The 14,797-nt window shown below is 43.4% G+C and carries 12 protein-coding genes and 1 pseudogene; 7 read left to right on the top strand and 6 right to left on the bottom strand.

Translation table 11 applies throughout. The features are described from left to right. Nucleotides 1-37: 37 nt before the first annotated feature. The 5 genes from FTT89_RS11945 to FTT89_RS11965 all read left to right on the top strand — a co-directional run bounded on the left by FTT89_RS11945 (nucleotide 38) and on the right by FTT89_RS11965 (nucleotide 5,928). Entirely contained in the window at nucleotides 38-2,824 is a 2,787-nt protein-coding gene (locus FTT89_RS11945) for a type VI secretion system Vgr family protein (RefSeq protein WP_373688342.1), read from the top strand. Between the two features lies 1 nt (nucleotide 2,825). Then, complete coding sequence (locus FTT89_RS11950; RefSeq protein ID WP_180172864.1) at nucleotides 2,826-4,328, top strand: hypothetical protein; 1,503 nt, start codon at nucleotides 2,826-2,828, stop codon at nucleotides 4,326-4,328. Beyond that, nucleotides 4,325-4,744 (top strand): hypothetical protein, encoded by a 420-nt coding sequence (locus FTT89_RS11955; RefSeq protein WP_004954007.1) that lies wholly within the window; start codon nucleotides 4,325-4,327, stop codon nucleotides 4,742-4,744. Before FTT89_RS11950 ends, FTT89_RS11955 begins: the two co-directional genes overlap by 4 nt. A gap of 81 nt (nucleotides 4,745-4,825) precedes the next feature. Next, nucleotides 4,826-5,470 (top strand): hypothetical protein, encoded by a 645-nt coding sequence (locus FTT89_RS11960; protein WP_257229722.1) that lies wholly within the window; start codon nucleotides 4,826-4,828, stop codon nucleotides 5,468-5,470. Beyond that, complete coding sequence (locus FTT89_RS11965) at nucleotides 5,467-5,928, top strand: hypothetical protein (RefSeq protein ID WP_045796769.1); 462 nt, start codon at nucleotides 5,467-5,469, stop codon at nucleotides 5,926-5,928. Before FTT89_RS11960 ends, FTT89_RS11965 begins: the two co-directional genes overlap by 4 nt. Nucleotides 5,929-6,696: 768 nt before the next feature. On the opposite strand, the pseudogene FTT89_RS11970 reads toward FTT89_RS11965, so the two are convergent. Continuing rightward, nucleotides 6,697-6,924 (bottom strand): annotated as a pseudogene (locus FTT89_RS11970) (IS5/IS1182 family transposase); the annotation flags it as partial. A 123-nt stretch (nucleotides 6,925-7,047) separates the two neighbouring features. Here FTT89_RS11970 and FTT89_RS11975 point away from each other — a divergent pair. After that, on the top strand, nucleotides 7,048-7,317 hold the full coding sequence (locus tag FTT89_RS11975; RefSeq protein WP_160241622.1) for a hypothetical protein: 270 nt from the start codon (nucleotides 7,048-7,050) through the stop codon (nucleotides 7,315-7,317). Next, nucleotides 7,318-8,121: a putative type VI secretion system effector gene (locus FTT89_RS11980; RefSeq protein ID WP_180006943.1), complete on the top strand. Its 804-nt coding sequence runs from the start codon at nucleotides 7,318-7,320 to the stop codon at nucleotides 8,119-8,121. It abuts the gene before it with no gap. A 195-nt stretch (nucleotides 8,122-8,316) separates the two neighbouring features. Here the strand turns inward: FTT89_RS11980 and FTT89_RS11985 are convergent, their stop codons facing one another. The 5 genes from FTT89_RS11985 to lptE form a co-directional block, all read right to left on the bottom strand. Then, a complete protein-coding gene (locus tag FTT89_RS11985; protein WP_104470581.1) occupies nucleotides 8,317-9,735 on the bottom strand; it encodes an efflux transporter outer membrane subunit in 1,419 nt (472 codons plus the stop codon). Between the two features lie 10 nt (nucleotides 9,736-9,745). Further along, nucleotides 9,746-11,725, bottom strand: coding sequence for a MacB family efflux pump subunit (locus FTT89_RS11990; RefSeq protein WP_160241618.1), 1,980 nt, complete (start codon nucleotides 11,723-11,725; stop codon nucleotides 9,746-9,748). Nucleotides 11,726-11,727: 2 nt separating this feature from the next. Then, nucleotides 11,728-13,071 (bottom strand): MacA family efflux pump subunit, encoded by a 1,344-nt coding sequence (locus tag FTT89_RS11995; RefSeq protein ID WP_005182348.1) that lies wholly within the window; start codon nucleotides 13,069-13,071, stop codon nucleotides 11,728-11,730. Nucleotides 13,072-13,189: 118 nt separating this feature from the next. After that, complete coding sequence (gene holA, locus FTT89_RS12000) at nucleotides 13,190-14,179, bottom strand: DNA polymerase III subunit delta (protein WP_180006944.1); 990 nt, start codon at nucleotides 14,177-14,179, stop codon at nucleotides 13,190-13,192. After that, nucleotides 14,176-14,703 carry an LPS assembly lipoprotein LptE gene (lptE, locus tag FTT89_RS12005; RefSeq protein WP_005182353.1) on the bottom strand — a complete coding sequence of 176 codons (528 nt, stop codon included), beginning with the start codon at nucleotides 14,701-14,703 and terminating at the stop codon, nucleotides 14,176-14,178. The genes holA and lptE overlap by 4 nt, the downstream gene beginning before the upstream one ends. Nucleotides 14,704-14,797 lie beyond the last annotated feature (94 nt).

The raw sequence follows: 14,797 nt of genomic DNA on the forward strand, positions 1-14,797 counted from the left end.
ATAGCCACACTTTTTTTTAGCTATTTATTACAGAACAATGATGCCAAGCAATATATTTGCAGCACTAGAAAAATTAGGCCTCAGCCCACAAAAACGTGCCCTCCATATTCAATTTTCTCAGCCGGCCTTAAATGCCGATGTTTTCTTGCAGCGCATCGACGGTGAACACCAGCTCAATGACGGTTTACATGCCGAACTGATCTGTCTTTCGACCAATGCCCAGATTCCGTTAAAACAGTTTATCGGCGCGCAGGTTGCCGTCGATCAGGTCACTGACCAGGGCCAGCTATTTCGCAGCAGCGGTATTATCACCGCAGCCGCGCAAGGCCAGAGTGATGGCTCTCTCACCCTCTATAAACTTACGCTAGAAGATCCAACCGCACTCTGGCATAAACGCCGTAACAGCCGTGTGTTTATGAATAAAAGCGTGCGTGAGGTCAGTGAAATTTTATTTAAAGAATGGCAGAACAAAAGCCCGCTCTTTGCCGCCAGCCTGACCCTGGACTTAACCGGACTGACCCAGGAACTGGATGTGCGTCCTTTTATCATGCAGTCCAATGAAACCGACTATGACTTTTTGACCCGGCTCTGGCGCAGTGAAGGCATTAACTGGCTGATTGATGAAGCCCAGTTACAGGTCGTACATTCCAGCAGCCCGATACAGGCCCAGAAACTACGTCTGATTGATGACAACAGCCAGTACAGCGCCTTAAATCGTCGCAGTATCCGCTTTCATCGCTCCAGTGCCACCGAACAATTAGACAGCATCACCCAGTTGATTGCCCAGCGCAGCCTGCAACCGACCGCCGTACATCTGCAACGCTGGCAGTCAGATAGCCTGAGCCAGGAAGAAGGCGCTGGTTCTGTACAAAGCAAACACCAGCACAGCCACAATCAGGACAATGCCAGCTTAAGCCTGGAACAAGCCTGGCAGATCAGCCCGGCCTGGATGCAGGATTTAAATGGCGAAGACCAGGCCACAGCCTCTTCCAACAACCAGCTGGATAAACTGAACCAGAACCTCAGCCACTACAACGACCTGCAATCCAAATACTTCAGCGCGCACTCCACCGTCCGTGATGCCCAGGTCGGCTACTGGTTTGAACTGAATGAACATCCGGAAATTGATCAGCACAGCGCAGCAGACAAAGAATTTCTAATTACCGGCAAACAGTTCTATAACCAGAACAACTTACCTAAAGACCTCAATCAGCAGATCAACCAGCTACTCAGCCAGAGCCACTGGCATAGCCATTTTAGTTTTCAACAAAAACAACACCCGGATGAACGTCAAGGCAATACCTTAACCTTACAACGTCGCAACATCCGCACCGTACCGGAATACCATCCACTACAGCACCGACCGGCGGCTCATCCACAGCGCGCCCGGGTAGTCGGTCCTGCTGGCGAAAGCATCCATGTCGATGAATGGGGACGGATTAAAGTCCGCTTCCTGTTTACCCGCAGTGATGACCATCAGCATGATGGTGGGGCCGGTAGCAATGACAATGACACCGATTCCGCCTGGGTCGATGTACTGACACCTTGGGCCGGAGAAGGCTACGGGGCACGTTTCCTGCCACGGATTAATGAAATTGTGGTGATCGACTTCTTTGACGGTAACATCGACCGGCCTTTCGTGGTTGGTCGTTTACATGAAGCAGAACGCTCGCCAACCCAATTCGACCAACAAGGCCAACTACCCGACACCAAAAAACTCAGCGGGATCCGCTCACAGGAAATTGAAGGCAGTGGTTTTAACCAGCTGCGTTTTGATGATACTCCGAAGCAGATTTCAGCCCAGCTGCAAAGCAGCCATGGTGCAACACAACTAAATCTGGGGAACTTGAGCCATCCCAAAGCCAGCGCCGAAAGTGACGGTCGTGGTGAAGGTTTTGAACTCAGAACCGATCAGTGGGGGGCGGTTCGTGCTGGAGAAGGATTACTAATTTCCACCCATCCACAGACACAAGCCGAAGGCAATCATCTCGATGCCAATGAGGCCAAGAGTCAGATTGAAGGCTCACTGAACAATGCCCAAGCCTTAAGTGAAGTGGCCAAAAACCAGCAGACCGATCCTTTAGAAGTTCTCGATAACTTAAAGAACTTCTTAGAGCAGATCGAACAGCAGGATGAAAATAAAGCTGCTGCTTTTAAACAGGCACTGATGATTCTTAGCGCACCAAACTCTATTGCCTTAAGTAGCCAGCAAGATGTACATCTCTCTGCTGATGGTCAGATCAGCCACAGTGCCGGAGAGAGTATTAACCTGAGTACGCAGCAATCCCTGATTGCCCATGCCAGCCAGAAACTGAGCCTGTTTGCAGCACAAGAGGGTGCACGCTTATATGCCGGTAAAGGCAAGGTTGAGATTCAGGCCCAAGGAGATGGCGCAGATCTGATTGCCAGAAAAGGGGTGCAGATTATTTCGACGGAAGATGCGGTTTATATTACCAGTCCAACCGAAATTAATCTGACCGCCGGTGGTTCACAAATCAAGATTAATGGCTCTGGGATTTTTCCGACCACAGGCGGAAAATTCGAGGTAAAGGCGGGGCAGCATTTGTTTAAGAGTGGTGAAAATGTTCATGCAACCATTCCTTTAATGTCTAAATTGGGATTACACAAAATACAATTTGAATTGCGAGATACTGAAACACAAGCGTTGTTGCCTTTCACTTCTTACATGTTAATGAATGATCAAGGACATGTAAGTTATGGGAAAACAGATGCGAATAGTTTGACTCAGGCAATTGTCACTGATAAGCAGGAGAATTACTACCTACACGCAATTAATCACAATATTAAGAAATTGGATAAATAAGATGGCAAAGTATCCTCAACCTAAGATTGCACAAGCAATATTAAAAAATGTACCAAAACATATCACTTTGCCACGTTTGAAATATGTGATCACTGCAAAAACATCTGAAGCTAAATCTACTTATGTATCTAAATTGACACCTTTTAATAAGTTTATGAAAACCCATAAAATTGAGGTTAACTATGATACTGCGGTTGTTCAGGTTGATGTTTTCTTGGATGGTAAATGGTATCAAGGCGCAATCCTTCCACATTTAGCACAATCTGAAAGCGCAAAGTTTACAGAGATCAAATTTAAGTATCATCAAGCGCAAAGTGCCCCTATTGAAGAAAATAAAATCCAAAAAGTTTATATAAAAGAGGGTGTCGAAGTTGGTTGGCTGTTAATTCGAGAAGATGAGACAGTTGATGCACTGTTAAAACGTATTTATGCATATCCTCCTACGACAAAAGAGTTTTCGATTTTTAAAAATAACAATGCCCATTTGCCAGAGTTATCAACCAATGGACCAATGACTGTGCTTAAGCCTTGTCAGGTGGTCATTTTGTCAAATAAATATGGAAATGATCCTAAGCTGAGTGAATATAAGCAGTTAGCAAATAGTGTTGAGGATAAATTAAAACTTTTGAGAAAAATAGATAAATTTGATGCAAAGTTTTTAGCCCATAACTATGAGCTTTTATATGATTATTGGAATATGGCACAAGAAATGGTTTTGGCAAATGAAGTTCCAAAAGATAAAGTTGCTGAATTCAAAAAAGTATATTGTGATACTGGTAGAGAAGACACGACTTTGGAGAAAGTAGAAGATAAGGCAGGAGCAATAGTCGGTTATAGAGAGGAAAAAGATAAAGCTTTACGTACTCTAAAGGCAAATGAGTTAAAAGAACTCAAAGAAGATGCTATTAAAAAGGCAAATAACATTGTAAAGAAAATTGATCAGGCCTATGCCTATGAGGAAAGTATTAAATCACCGTTAGCAAGAGCTGTAAATAGAGAGAAATTTAGGCAAAAATATATCAAGTTATTTAATGAACTAGATACTGTGGCAAAAACAGACTTTCATGCGGTGAAACAAGTAAATTATTCTCCAGCATTAAAGAAGTTTTTAAAAACTGATATTTTATTAAGAGATGAAGCATTTAAAGGTGGTCTTAAAGCTTTTGATCAAAAAATATTAGATTTAGGAAAAATTAGTGCTGGTTTAAAAGATGCTAAAAATTTAGTCATCGGTTTAGGTATGGCAGTTGGAGCGGTACAGGTTCTAGAAGCATATGCAACTGGTGATAAAGAGCTTGCCAAAAAAGTGGCATATGTTGAAACGGCAAAATTTGCTGGAGGGATGGCTGGAGGGGCTTTAGGTGGATTTATTGCTGGTATAGTGGTTGGAACATCAGGAGCTGGTGCCATAGTAATTATTGCTATTGCTGCTTATTACGGTGGAAAACAAAGTAGTGATTTAATACAAGAGAAAGCATCAAGATATTTAGAGATTTGTAAATGATTAGTTTAGAAAATATACCAACCGCAGATGTTGTTTTTTTTAGTGTAATTATTTTTGGAGGACTATATACCGTTTTTTTCTATATTATGGTTGGATATTTCATTAAGAAAAAGAAAGATAATTTTTCTGAAAAATTATTTGGGGATAAAACACACAATTTAAGTTTGGATTTTGAAAATAAATTTATAATATCCACTACATTTGGTCGTTTATATATTTTTTATTTATTCGAAGTGGTTTTGATGAGACGTAAATATATACATATTTTTAAGCGAAAAAAGAATTATATTTTCCCAAATTTAACAAATGAAATTTTTATGTTGGTAATAAATGAAAATAAATTTTTCCTAAATTTTATTTTGGTCTACTTTATTTTTTGTGTATCTTTTTTTGTGTATCTTTTTTTTGTTAATTAAAAAATAAGTTTTATATTACTGGGGGTAGAGCGTTACCAAAAGTTAAAGAAAAATGAATTAAAAGTTCTGAAAGAACAGTCTTTGGAAAAAGTGACCAAAGCCAATAATTCAATCATGTTGATGTATGAAAATGAACGGCAGATGGGTTCAAGACTTGCCAACCCCAAACACTTTTCAGATTTTAAGAAAAAATATGCCTCACTTTATAGCCAGTTGGGTACAGCACTCAAAGATATGCATATTGTAGAGCCTCAGACTCAAATCCCTTTAATGAGAAAGTATATGAAAACGGACTCTCTTATACGCTCAGATGCTGTAAGAGGTGGTTTGAAGCATTACGATAAAATGATCGTCGATTTAGGGAAAATCAGTATCGGTTTAAGAATGGGTAAGCAATTGGTTGTCGGTTTAGGTGCTGCGATTTTCTTTAAAAATACAATGGATGCCTATAACACGGGTTATATGGAGCTTACAAAGAAAGTGGCTATGATTGAAGGCAGTAAGATTGCTGGAGGGGCAGCTGGTGGTTGGATTGGGAAAGTTGTTGGCGGTGGTGTGGTTTATGTTATAGGAATGGCAGCTGGTGCAGTAGGCTACACTATAACAGCACCTGTTTCCTTGACAATTACTGCCGTTGTAGTGGGGACAGGTATTATTGTTGGTGGTAAATATGGTGGTGAACTTGCTGAAGAAAAGATCAAAAAAATTACAGGAATATGTGAATGAATGATCAAACATTAATTTATGATTTTTGGATATTCTTTGGCTCAATGATTTTGGTTCTTTCTTTGGTCTTAATTATATATATATATAACTATTTATTTATAAAGAAAAATAGTAAAGAGCTTTCTGAAAGAATCTATGGTATCGAAGAATACTTAGATGAGGTGGGAGTTTCTTTTGAAAAGGTAATGCAACTAAATTTTATATTTTCCTTGATGTGGTTCTCATATTTTGTACAGCATAGATATTTTAAAAAGAAGATGTCATATTTCGCCAAACGTGGAGAAAAGAGTCCAAGCTTGTATCCAAACCTTTATCAGGATAATGTCATTTATTTATGTGAAAAGTTTGGAAAACAGATAATCACAAATGAGGTCTTAGCTTTTGTCTCTCTATTTTTTGGGATTTCAATGTTTACGTCGAAATATATAGCAAAATTTATTGTCTATTTAGGTTTTTAATATATTTTAAATTAAGCTGGCTATACATATCTTTACCTGTTTCCTTGACTATTACAGCTGTTGTTATTGGTGCAGGTGTGATTGGTGGTGGTAAATATGGTGCAGATTTTGCTGAGGATGAACTCAAAAAAAGGACAGGGGTATGTTAATGGAAGGTCAATTAGTTGATTTTTATGGTAGCGTTTTAATTAGCTTACTTGTTATTGGCTTAATGCTACTTTTATATACATATATATATAACCTGTTATTTATAAAAAAAATAGTAAAGAACTTTCTGAAAAAATATATGGCATTGAAGAGTATTTAGATGAGGTGGGAATCTCTTTTGAAAAGGTACTACAACTTAATTTTATATTCTCTATGATGTGGTTTTCATATTTTATAACATACAGACGTTATGAAAAGATGCCGTATTTTGCAAAACGTGGAGAAAAGAGTCCTAGCTTGTATCCAAATCTGTATCAGGATAATGTTATTTATTTATGTGAAAAATTTAAAAAACAAATTATTATAATTGAGATATTATCTTTGTTTGTTTTTATTTTTGGAATCGCATTTTTTTTCTATGAGTCTATTGCTGATTTTCTAATATATTTAGGTTTTTAATATATTTTAAATTAAGCTGGCTATACATATCTTTACCTGTTTCCTTGACTATTACAGCTGTTGTTGTGGGAGCAGGAACGATTGGTGATGGAATGCTTATTGAAGATGTAGGTTTTGTTGCACAAAGATTTGAAATGCAAAGCGCCCCTAATTGAGCCAAATTTAAGGCGTAACTTGGGTAAGTGGTCGACCTAATTCCGTAAATCTGTTGAGGACTGCTACACGTGCATGAATCTCATTCACCTGACTAGGAAAGCTTCTTGCCATTAATTTATCGCCTAATAATTTGATGCAATGCATCTTGGTTTCTACCAAACTGCGGCGATGATAGCCTGACCATTTTTTCCATAGTGTCCTGCCTAAACGTTTAACTGTTCGAAGTAATTCATTAGCGACTCAATTGCTATATCAAAAGAAAAAAATGGTTACTTATAAGCAATTCTAGTTGTAAAACTTATCAATTCATTAGCTTTGATAGCAATAGGTTTCGGGGGGCTAGCACAAATTTCAGTTGTGGAATCATATATTTTAAAAAATGTTGAAAAAAATATTATTGCGCATGCTGCTAGTAAGTTTTTATTAATTAGTGTTGTAAAATGGGCAGCTAGGTTAACTTGGGTTGGACTAGGATTAACCTTTTTGTACGAGCTAGCTAAAAACTACTATTTTGATAGCAAACTTGAAAGTTGGTGTAGTAAATCAGCTTTTGGTCTAAATAAAAGTAAATTTAAGAATATATTGGAGGAGGATAAGGCATTTAGTGAGGCCTTACAGAGTATATAAATGATTAATGCAAAAAAAATTGTGGGTAGAATAGAAGGTCTTAAATGTGAAGAATCTATTATACAGCCTTTTAAAAATATTGGTAAGCAAGTCGCAACTACAGCTTTGCTAGGAGTGTTGACAGAAAGTACTTCACTTTTAAGTGCGGCCCCAATATTAATTCTTGCTTCAAAAGGTAGGAGAGCAAAAACCTTTACTTATAAAATAAACGGGATTGATGTCATTGGGCAATATACTACAGTAAAATTTAATGAAGGGGACCAAGTTGTTACCATCCTAAGTGAAGAGCAAGATAAAGGCTTTCATTTAGCTTATGCAGTATTAATACCAAATAAGGGAATACTTCATATGTTGTATGATTCTGGGCGTTCATTTAAAAAGCATTGTTTACATTTACTTAAATGGGCAATAATACTAAGTATATTTTCATGTATTTTTTTAACTATTATTGCTCTGGTAGGGTATTTAAATCCTGATAATGGTAAAGATATTATTGACTTTAAAAATCAATTAATAATCTCTTATTTAGTATCATTTATATTTTCCTTTGGTCTACTATTTAGCTTTTTATTTGGTAAGGATAATGTACGTTTTCTAGGGCGTTACAGTGAGAAAATTTTTGAAATATTAGGGTTTGAACAACCCAAAAATCAAAATCTTTTTAATTCATATCTGATCGATGAAAATGGTTTGCATGTGAGTGTTTTGGATTATAGAAAAAGTTTGATTGGAAAAGATCCCTATCCAGCGGATTATTTTGAGAAGAAAAAGGCTTTGTTGCACAAAGATTTCATAACTATATGATTTTAGAAGTTTTGATTATTTTTTGATCCAAAATTAAATTTATTTAAATCAAATGCTTACATATTTATGCAACAAAGCCGAAGAAAAATGAAAAAAATTGAAGGCAAGTTGCAAAATATTGAAATCGTACACTCTAAGATTTTTACATCTTGAATTTAAAAAAGCCCCTTAGGGCTTTTTAATTTTTAATCAAATTTAAGGCAACTGCTGAATCGGGCTTCCACCCAGCGCCTGCAATAAAGTTACATAAGCATTGTATTGGCTCTGACGGGTTTGTACCAAAGACAAACGGGCATTACGCGTGGTTTCCTGTGCATCTAACAGATTTTTTAACGCCACTGCGCCGTTACGATAACGGACTTCAGTCAACCGTTCAGACTTTTCCGCCAGTTCAACATTACGTGCCTGCAAGGCAAGCTGTTTATCCAGCTCATTACGTGCCGATAATGCATTTTCCACATCTGCAAAGGCGGCATATAGGGTCTGGCGATACTGCAAAATCGCTTTTTCATATTCCAGCTCATTGACCTGTAAATCACGTTTCATGTCATTCCATTGTAAAAATGGCAGACTTAATCCAGCACCCAAGGTCAAGGCCGGATTTTGCAATGCACTGCTTAGTGAGGTAGAGGCGACTACACCGCTAGAGAGCGCACCGGTCAAGCTGATCGATGGATAATAGCTGGCCCGATTGGCATCTTTATTGGCCAGGGCTTTACGCAGGCGTAACTCGGCAGCCTGTAAGTCCGGACGACGCGCCAATAATTCTGCAGGTAAACCGGCACTAATCTCCGGCAGCGCCGTGCGTGGTAAACGCGGCGGTTCCTGAATATTCAGCTGCTGCACCGGCATGTTTAATAAAACCGCCAAGGCTGTCCGGGTTTCTACACGCTGCTGCTCAATCTGGCTTAAGGTTGATTTCTGGTTTTGTACCGACTGTTCTGCCTGGGTTACATCCAGACCCGATACCGCGCCAGCCCGATACTGTACTTGTACCAGTTCATAGGTTTTTTGTGCGGTCGCCAGGTTTTGCTGGACCACCTGATAACGTTCATTTAAATAGCCCAGCTGCCAATACAGCTCTGCTGCTGTACCAATCAAACTCTGTGCTGTGGCCTGTAAATCCTGCTCGGTGGCTAAGGCTTCCCAGCGCGCAGCTTCGGTCTGGTTGGCCAGTTTGCCAAATAAATCCAGTTCATAACTCAAGCGTGGATAGCCCAGAGAAATTCCGGTCGAGGCATTACCATCGCCATCCAGACTAAAACGGTGCCCGGTTGAAATGCTGGCATCTCCAATCCGGATCCCTTGCTGGCTTTGAGACTGTCCCGCCTGTAGACGAGCCTGTTGCAGGTTAATCCCCGCAACTGCCAGATCGCTATTGCGCGTCAAGGTTTGTTCAACCAGGGCATTCAGCTGGGCATCCTTAAACAGCGTCCACCACTGATCGGCCTGAACCTGGGCATGTACCTGCTGGCTAACCGCTTTACTGTTCTGGAAACTGCCCGGAATAGTCACAGCGGGTGCCTGATATGGGGTTTTCACCACCGCCGCACAGCCGACCAGGCTGCTGCTCAATAGCAAGGCGGTTGCAAGTTTACTGAAATTCAATTGCATGAAAGTATCCTTATTCTCGAGACAGGGCATCGACGGGATTTAAACGGGCAGCGTTACGGGCAGGAATAAAGCCAAACACAATCCCGATCAGGCTGGAACAGATAAAGGCTGCCACAATGGAGGTGGTCGAGTAAGCCATTTGGAAAGTCCCGCCGGCGAACTGGGTAATCAGTTGTCCAATCCCTAAAGATAAGAGCACCCCGAGAATACCACCTAAAATACAGACCAGTACGGCTTCAATCAGGAACTGCTGCAAGATGTCACTTTGTCGGGCACCCACCGCCATACGAACGCCGATTTCCTGCGTCCGCTCTGTAACCGATACCAGCATGATGTTCATCACCCCGATACCACCCACCACCAGAGAAATCACGGCAATGGCTGAAATTAGCAGGGTCATCGTCGCAGTGGTCTGCTGGATGGTTTCCCGAATACTGTCGGCATTCTGGGTAAAGACATCCTGCGCACCGTGGCGTTGGACCAGCAGGCTTAAAATTGCATTTTCTGCGGTGGCACTTGGATATTCATCTTTAATCCGGACAATGATGCTGCGCACATGCGATTGCCCCAGCATCCGGCTTAAAACGGTGGAGTAGGGCAGATAGACATTCAGGCTATCCGCATTACCGCCCATGCCTTGCTGGGCATCGACCACCCCAATAATGCGGCTCGGTACGCTCCCCAGTAAAATCACCTGACCTACCGGGTTAGAGCCGTCACTAAAGAAAGTCTTTTGGGTGTTGGTATCAATCACCACGTCTTGGGCTTGAGTGCGGACACTGCTCCGGTCAAAAGGTTGACCGCTGTTAAAATCCAGACCGCGTACATAGAAGAAGTCTTCACTCACACCATTCACGGTGGTCGAGGCTTCAATTTCCTTAAAGCGTCCGGTCACGCTGGTATTCACCGACGGGCTGACCCCATCGACATAGGGCTGTTCCGCCAGCGCATCGGCATCTGCGGGAATCAGGGTCCTGACCTGAGAGGAACGTGAATTGTCCCCGAAGCCCCGGCCCTGATACACGGTGATGGTATTGGTACCCAGACTGCTGATGTTTTCCAGAATCTGTTTTTGTGAACCATTGCCGAGTGCCACCACCGAAACAACCGAGGCAATTCCGATAATAATCCCGAGCATGGTCAGAAAGGTTCGCATCCGGTGTGCATTCATGGCCAGTAAGGCCATACGGAAGGCTTCTCCCAGACGGTCCACCGCAGAACGCCAAGACGAAATTTTCTTTTGTGTATTGCGTTGCAGTTGCTGTTTTTCTAGGGGCGCATCGTCAGTTTCTGGCGTATTCGGCTGATCGGAAATAATATTCCCGTCACTGATTTCAATAATCCGGCTGGCACTTTTGGCGACATTGTGGTCATGGGTGACCAGAATAATAGTATGACCCTGGGCATTCAGCTCGCGCAGAATCCGCATTACCTCAATGCCGCTGTTTTTGTCCAGCGCACCGGTCGGTTCATCGGCTAGAATCACATCGCCGCCATTCATTAGCGCACGCGCAATCGAAACACGCTGTTGCTGACCACCAGAAAGCTGGCTTGGACGGTTCTGGGTTTTCTCACCCAGACCCAAATCGGTCAGCAGTTTTTCTGCACGCTGATGACGTTCATCGGCATCGGCACCGGCATAAATCGCCGGGACTTCAACGTTTCCCGCTGCGGTTAAATCGCCCAGCAGATGATAGCGCTGGAAAATAAAACCAAAATATTCACGGCGTAACTGGGCCAGTTCATCGGGTTCCAGTTCACGGGTTTCGCGGCCATTGACGCGGTAGCTGCCCGAGGTTGGTTTATCCAGACAGCCTAAAATATTCATCAGGGTCGATTTGCCCGAACCGGACTGGCCGACAATCGCGACCAGTTCGCCGGGGTAAATCGCCAGATCGACACCCTTGAGAATCTGCACCGTTGATTCACCTGCCGGGAATTCACGAGTCAGATTCTTGACCTCGAGTAGAGGTTGCTGTTGTTGACTCATGCTTACATTCTCATTGGGCCGGAAGGACCACCACGGTTGCTACGTTTGGCGCCATCGTTTGAAGTATCTGAACCATCGGCAATAATGACCTGATCACCTTCTTTCAAACCTTTGATGATTTCAACGCTAACCCGGTTATTTAAGCCGGTCAGGACCTGTTGCGGTTTGGCGCTGCCATCGGCCTGTAAGACACGTACCATTGCCAGTGCAGCTTTGCCTTGATCAATCAGGGCACGTTCCTGTTCGGTCAGGGTTAAGCGCGCAGGACGGTCACCGGCCGGGCGTTGACCACGAGCTTCAGATGCACCGCGTTCAGCCGGCGCCTGATCTGCACCCGGGGCACGGCTACGCTGTGGACGGTTAGAGGCCTGAATGGCTGCCGCTGGAATCATCAGGACATTTTTCGCTTCATCCAGCACAATTGACACCTGTGCGGTCATGTCAATACGCAACTTGCCATCTTCATTCGGAACATCAAACAGGGCGTTGTAATACACCGCAGAGCTTGAAGTGGATGAACTGTTATTGGTCTCGGTATTGATTGAATTTGGTGCCGGTTCAACCTGACGCAAGGTGGCGTAGTGTTTTTTCTCACTGTTGCCCAAGGTGGTGAAGTACACACGCTGGCCTTCTTCCACTTTCATAACGTCGGCTTCAGAAATCTCCGATTTTACGGTCATGGTGTCGAGCTTGGCCAGTTTGACAATAGTCGGCGCACTCTGGTTGGCGTTTACAGTCTGACCTTCTTCCGTAACAATCGCCACGACCGTACCATCCATGGGTGCAACAATACGGGTATAGCCTAAATCTTCACGTGTGGTGGCTAAGGTTAAGCGGGACTGTTCAATCTGGGCATTAATGGCAGCAATATCGGCCTGTGCGGTTTTGTAGCTGGCCAGTGCGGCTTCCAGTTCTGCACGTGAGGTCGCATCCTGGTCATACATGGCCTGTTGTCGGCGATATTCAGCTTCGACTTTGGCAAGATTGGCCTGACGCACCGCCAGTTGGGCCTGCTGGTTTTTAATGCTGGCTTCTGCGGTTTTTAATTCGTTTTCCTGACGTACCGAATCAATCTGGGCAATCAGCTGGCCCTGTTTGACCTGATCGCCGAGTTCGACATACATTTTTCTGACCTGTCCCGACACCTGGGCGCCGACACTGACCATTTTGGTGGCTTCAAGGACACCGGTGGCCAGTACTGAATTTTCAATATCGCCACGACTGACGGCAGCGGTAATGTACTGTGGCTGTTCCTGTTTAGGTTTTAAAAAGAACCAGGCTGCAGCAATAAGTGCCACAATGGCCAGCGCAGCAAGCGCGAGTTTGGTTGGTTTTATTTTAGGCATGATCATCGAAACAGGTAAAAAGAATTAAACGGAATTATAAAAGCGAATTAAGGATAAATCGTGAATATTTTGAAGACATTGCAAATGATAATTATTCTATGCAGGTCTGAATATCCTGTTAAACGGCAAATAAAGGCCGACCACAGAGACTGGCAATGGCTTGCTGCACCAGCTGTTCCGGGTTGTCCTGACTGACGCCTTTAATGGCCGCATCAATATTTAATAACAGCGCCGGCCAGCTTAAAAACGTCTGTGGCGATAAACGGCGTACTGCCTGCTGGTAACTGCTGACCTTATTTTTCCAGATGCCCAGTTGCAAGGCATTCTGTGGTTGCTCGAACAGTTGCATCAGAAGTCGCATTTCCTTGCTGATACTCCATAAGATCAGGCTCATCGGCTCGCCAGAGGCAGTCAGATACTGAAAAATCTTGATAGATTGAGCCAGATTTCCGGCTAAAAGAGCATCGCTTAAATCATAAGTGGTATAGCGTGACTGGTCTTGCAGGCAGGCATATAAATGCTCAATCTGAATCTGTTCAAGGTCCGGAAACGTATCGCGCACCCGCATCAGGCTGTTTTTGGCGGCCAGCAGGTTGTGTTCATGATGCTGTTCCAGCCATTGCCAGGCATCATTGGCCAGTTGAATCCCGAGTTTCTGCGCTTCAACCGCTAAAATCTGCTGTCGGTCACGTGGGTAATTTGCCGTTAAGGCGACGCAAACCCCATTGGCCTCCACCGTCTGGAAAAAGCTTGACTTGAGGCTACTGGCATCCTGCTTGGGCATGACCACCAGCAGCAGGTTATTGCTGTCTTGTTGTAAGTAGTTTTTCAGCAGTTTTAAGCTGCTGGCATCGGGCTTGATGTTGCCATGCACTTCAACTGCCAGTTGGGTGGAAAATAAAGACAGGCTGTTTAAGGCATTAAAGACATTTTTCCAGTCACTGACGCTGCTAATGTCATAGCGCTGACGTTCAATGTCCTGCTTCTGCCAGCTTTGGCGAAAAGCATCAATCAGGTTTTGTTCTAGTAGTGGTTCCTGACCATGCAGCACCCAGGCTCCCCGGGCATCATCAATCCGTTTCAGGGCCTGTAAGTAATCCAGTTTCATGGTGCAGCAGTTTGGCTGGTCGATGCGGCAGGTAAGCGGTTTGATGAAATCTGACGCACAATTTGCTGAGCCACGTCATCAATGATCACATCACGCAGGAATTTCTGTTCCTGATCATCGGTGTTCACTGTTGCGACATCATATTGATAGCTTCGGGTGGCGACTACGGTACGCGGTTCAGTTACCGGATTGCCTTGTGCATCTTCAATACGGAAAGTCACATTTAAACGCAGCATGGTTTCGACCAGCTTGCCATTTAATTCCAGACGGCGCGGGCTATAGTCGAGTACCCGCAGCAGATAGGCATCATTACTATTGCTGAGCTGGACACCGGCGGCACCCAAATAAATCGACAGTTTTTCCTGTAATTCTTCCGCTTGGGCAGGCAGCGCCAGACGCATTTTCGAATAGGCCACCGGGGCGACGGTTGGGTTGGTGCCTTTCAGATGAAAACCACAACCGACCAGGCTAGTAGCTAAACCGCATGTAAGTACAATAGCTGCGACACGTTTGCCCAAATGCATGTGTTGTCCTCTGTGTTGGCCTGAATCAAGCGAAAAATAAAATGAGATTTTGATTGTATGTGCAAAGCCCGTTGACTGGCAACGGGCTTTGTGT

Source organism: Acinetobacter sp. YH01025, assembly GCF_013420185.1.
Lineage (GTDB): Bacteria > Pseudomonadota > Gammaproteobacteria > Pseudomonadales > Moraxellaceae > Acinetobacter > Acinetobacter indicus.

What these genes read in the sequence shown, in the direction of transcription:
- FTT89_RS11965 (WP_045796769.1), top strand. Translation starts at nt 5,467, where the DNA reads ATGAATGATCAAACATTAATTTATGATTTTTGGATATTCTTTGGCTCA.
- FTT89_RS11980 (WP_180006943.1), top strand. Translation starts at nt 7,318, where the DNA reads ATGATTAATGCAAAAAAAATTGTGGGTAGAATAGAAGGTCTTAAATGT.
- FTT89_RS11945 (WP_373688342.1), top strand. Translation starts at nt 38, where the DNA reads ATGATGCCAAGCAATATATTTGCAGCACTAGAAAAATTAGGCCTCAGC.
- lptE (WP_005182353.1), bottom strand. Translation starts at nt 14,703, where the DNA reads ATGCATTTGGGCAAACGTGTCGCAGCTATTGTACTTACATGCGGTTTA.
- FTT89_RS11995 (WP_005182348.1), bottom strand. Translation starts at nt 13,071, where the DNA reads ATGCCTAAAATAAAACCAACCAAACTCGCGCTTGCTGCGCTGGCCATT.
- holA (WP_180006944.1), bottom strand. Translation starts at nt 14,179, where the DNA reads ATGAAACTGGATTACTTACAGGCCCTGAAACGGATTGATGATGCCCGG.
- FTT89_RS11990 (WP_160241618.1), bottom strand. Translation starts at nt 11,725, where the DNA reads ATGAGTCAACAACAGCAACCTCTACTCGAGGTCAAGAATCTGACTCGT.
- FTT89_RS11950 (WP_180172864.1), top strand. Translation starts at nt 2,826, where the DNA reads ATGGCAAAGTATCCTCAACCTAAGATTGCACAAGCAATATTAAAAAAT.
- FTT89_RS11955 (WP_004954007.1), top strand. Translation starts at nt 4,325, where the DNA reads ATGATTAGTTTAGAAAATATACCAACCGCAGATGTTGTTTTTTTTAGT.
- FTT89_RS11985 (WP_104470581.1), bottom strand. Translation starts at nt 9,735, where the DNA reads ATGCAATTGAATTTCAGTAAACTTGCAACCGCCTTGCTATTGAGCAGC.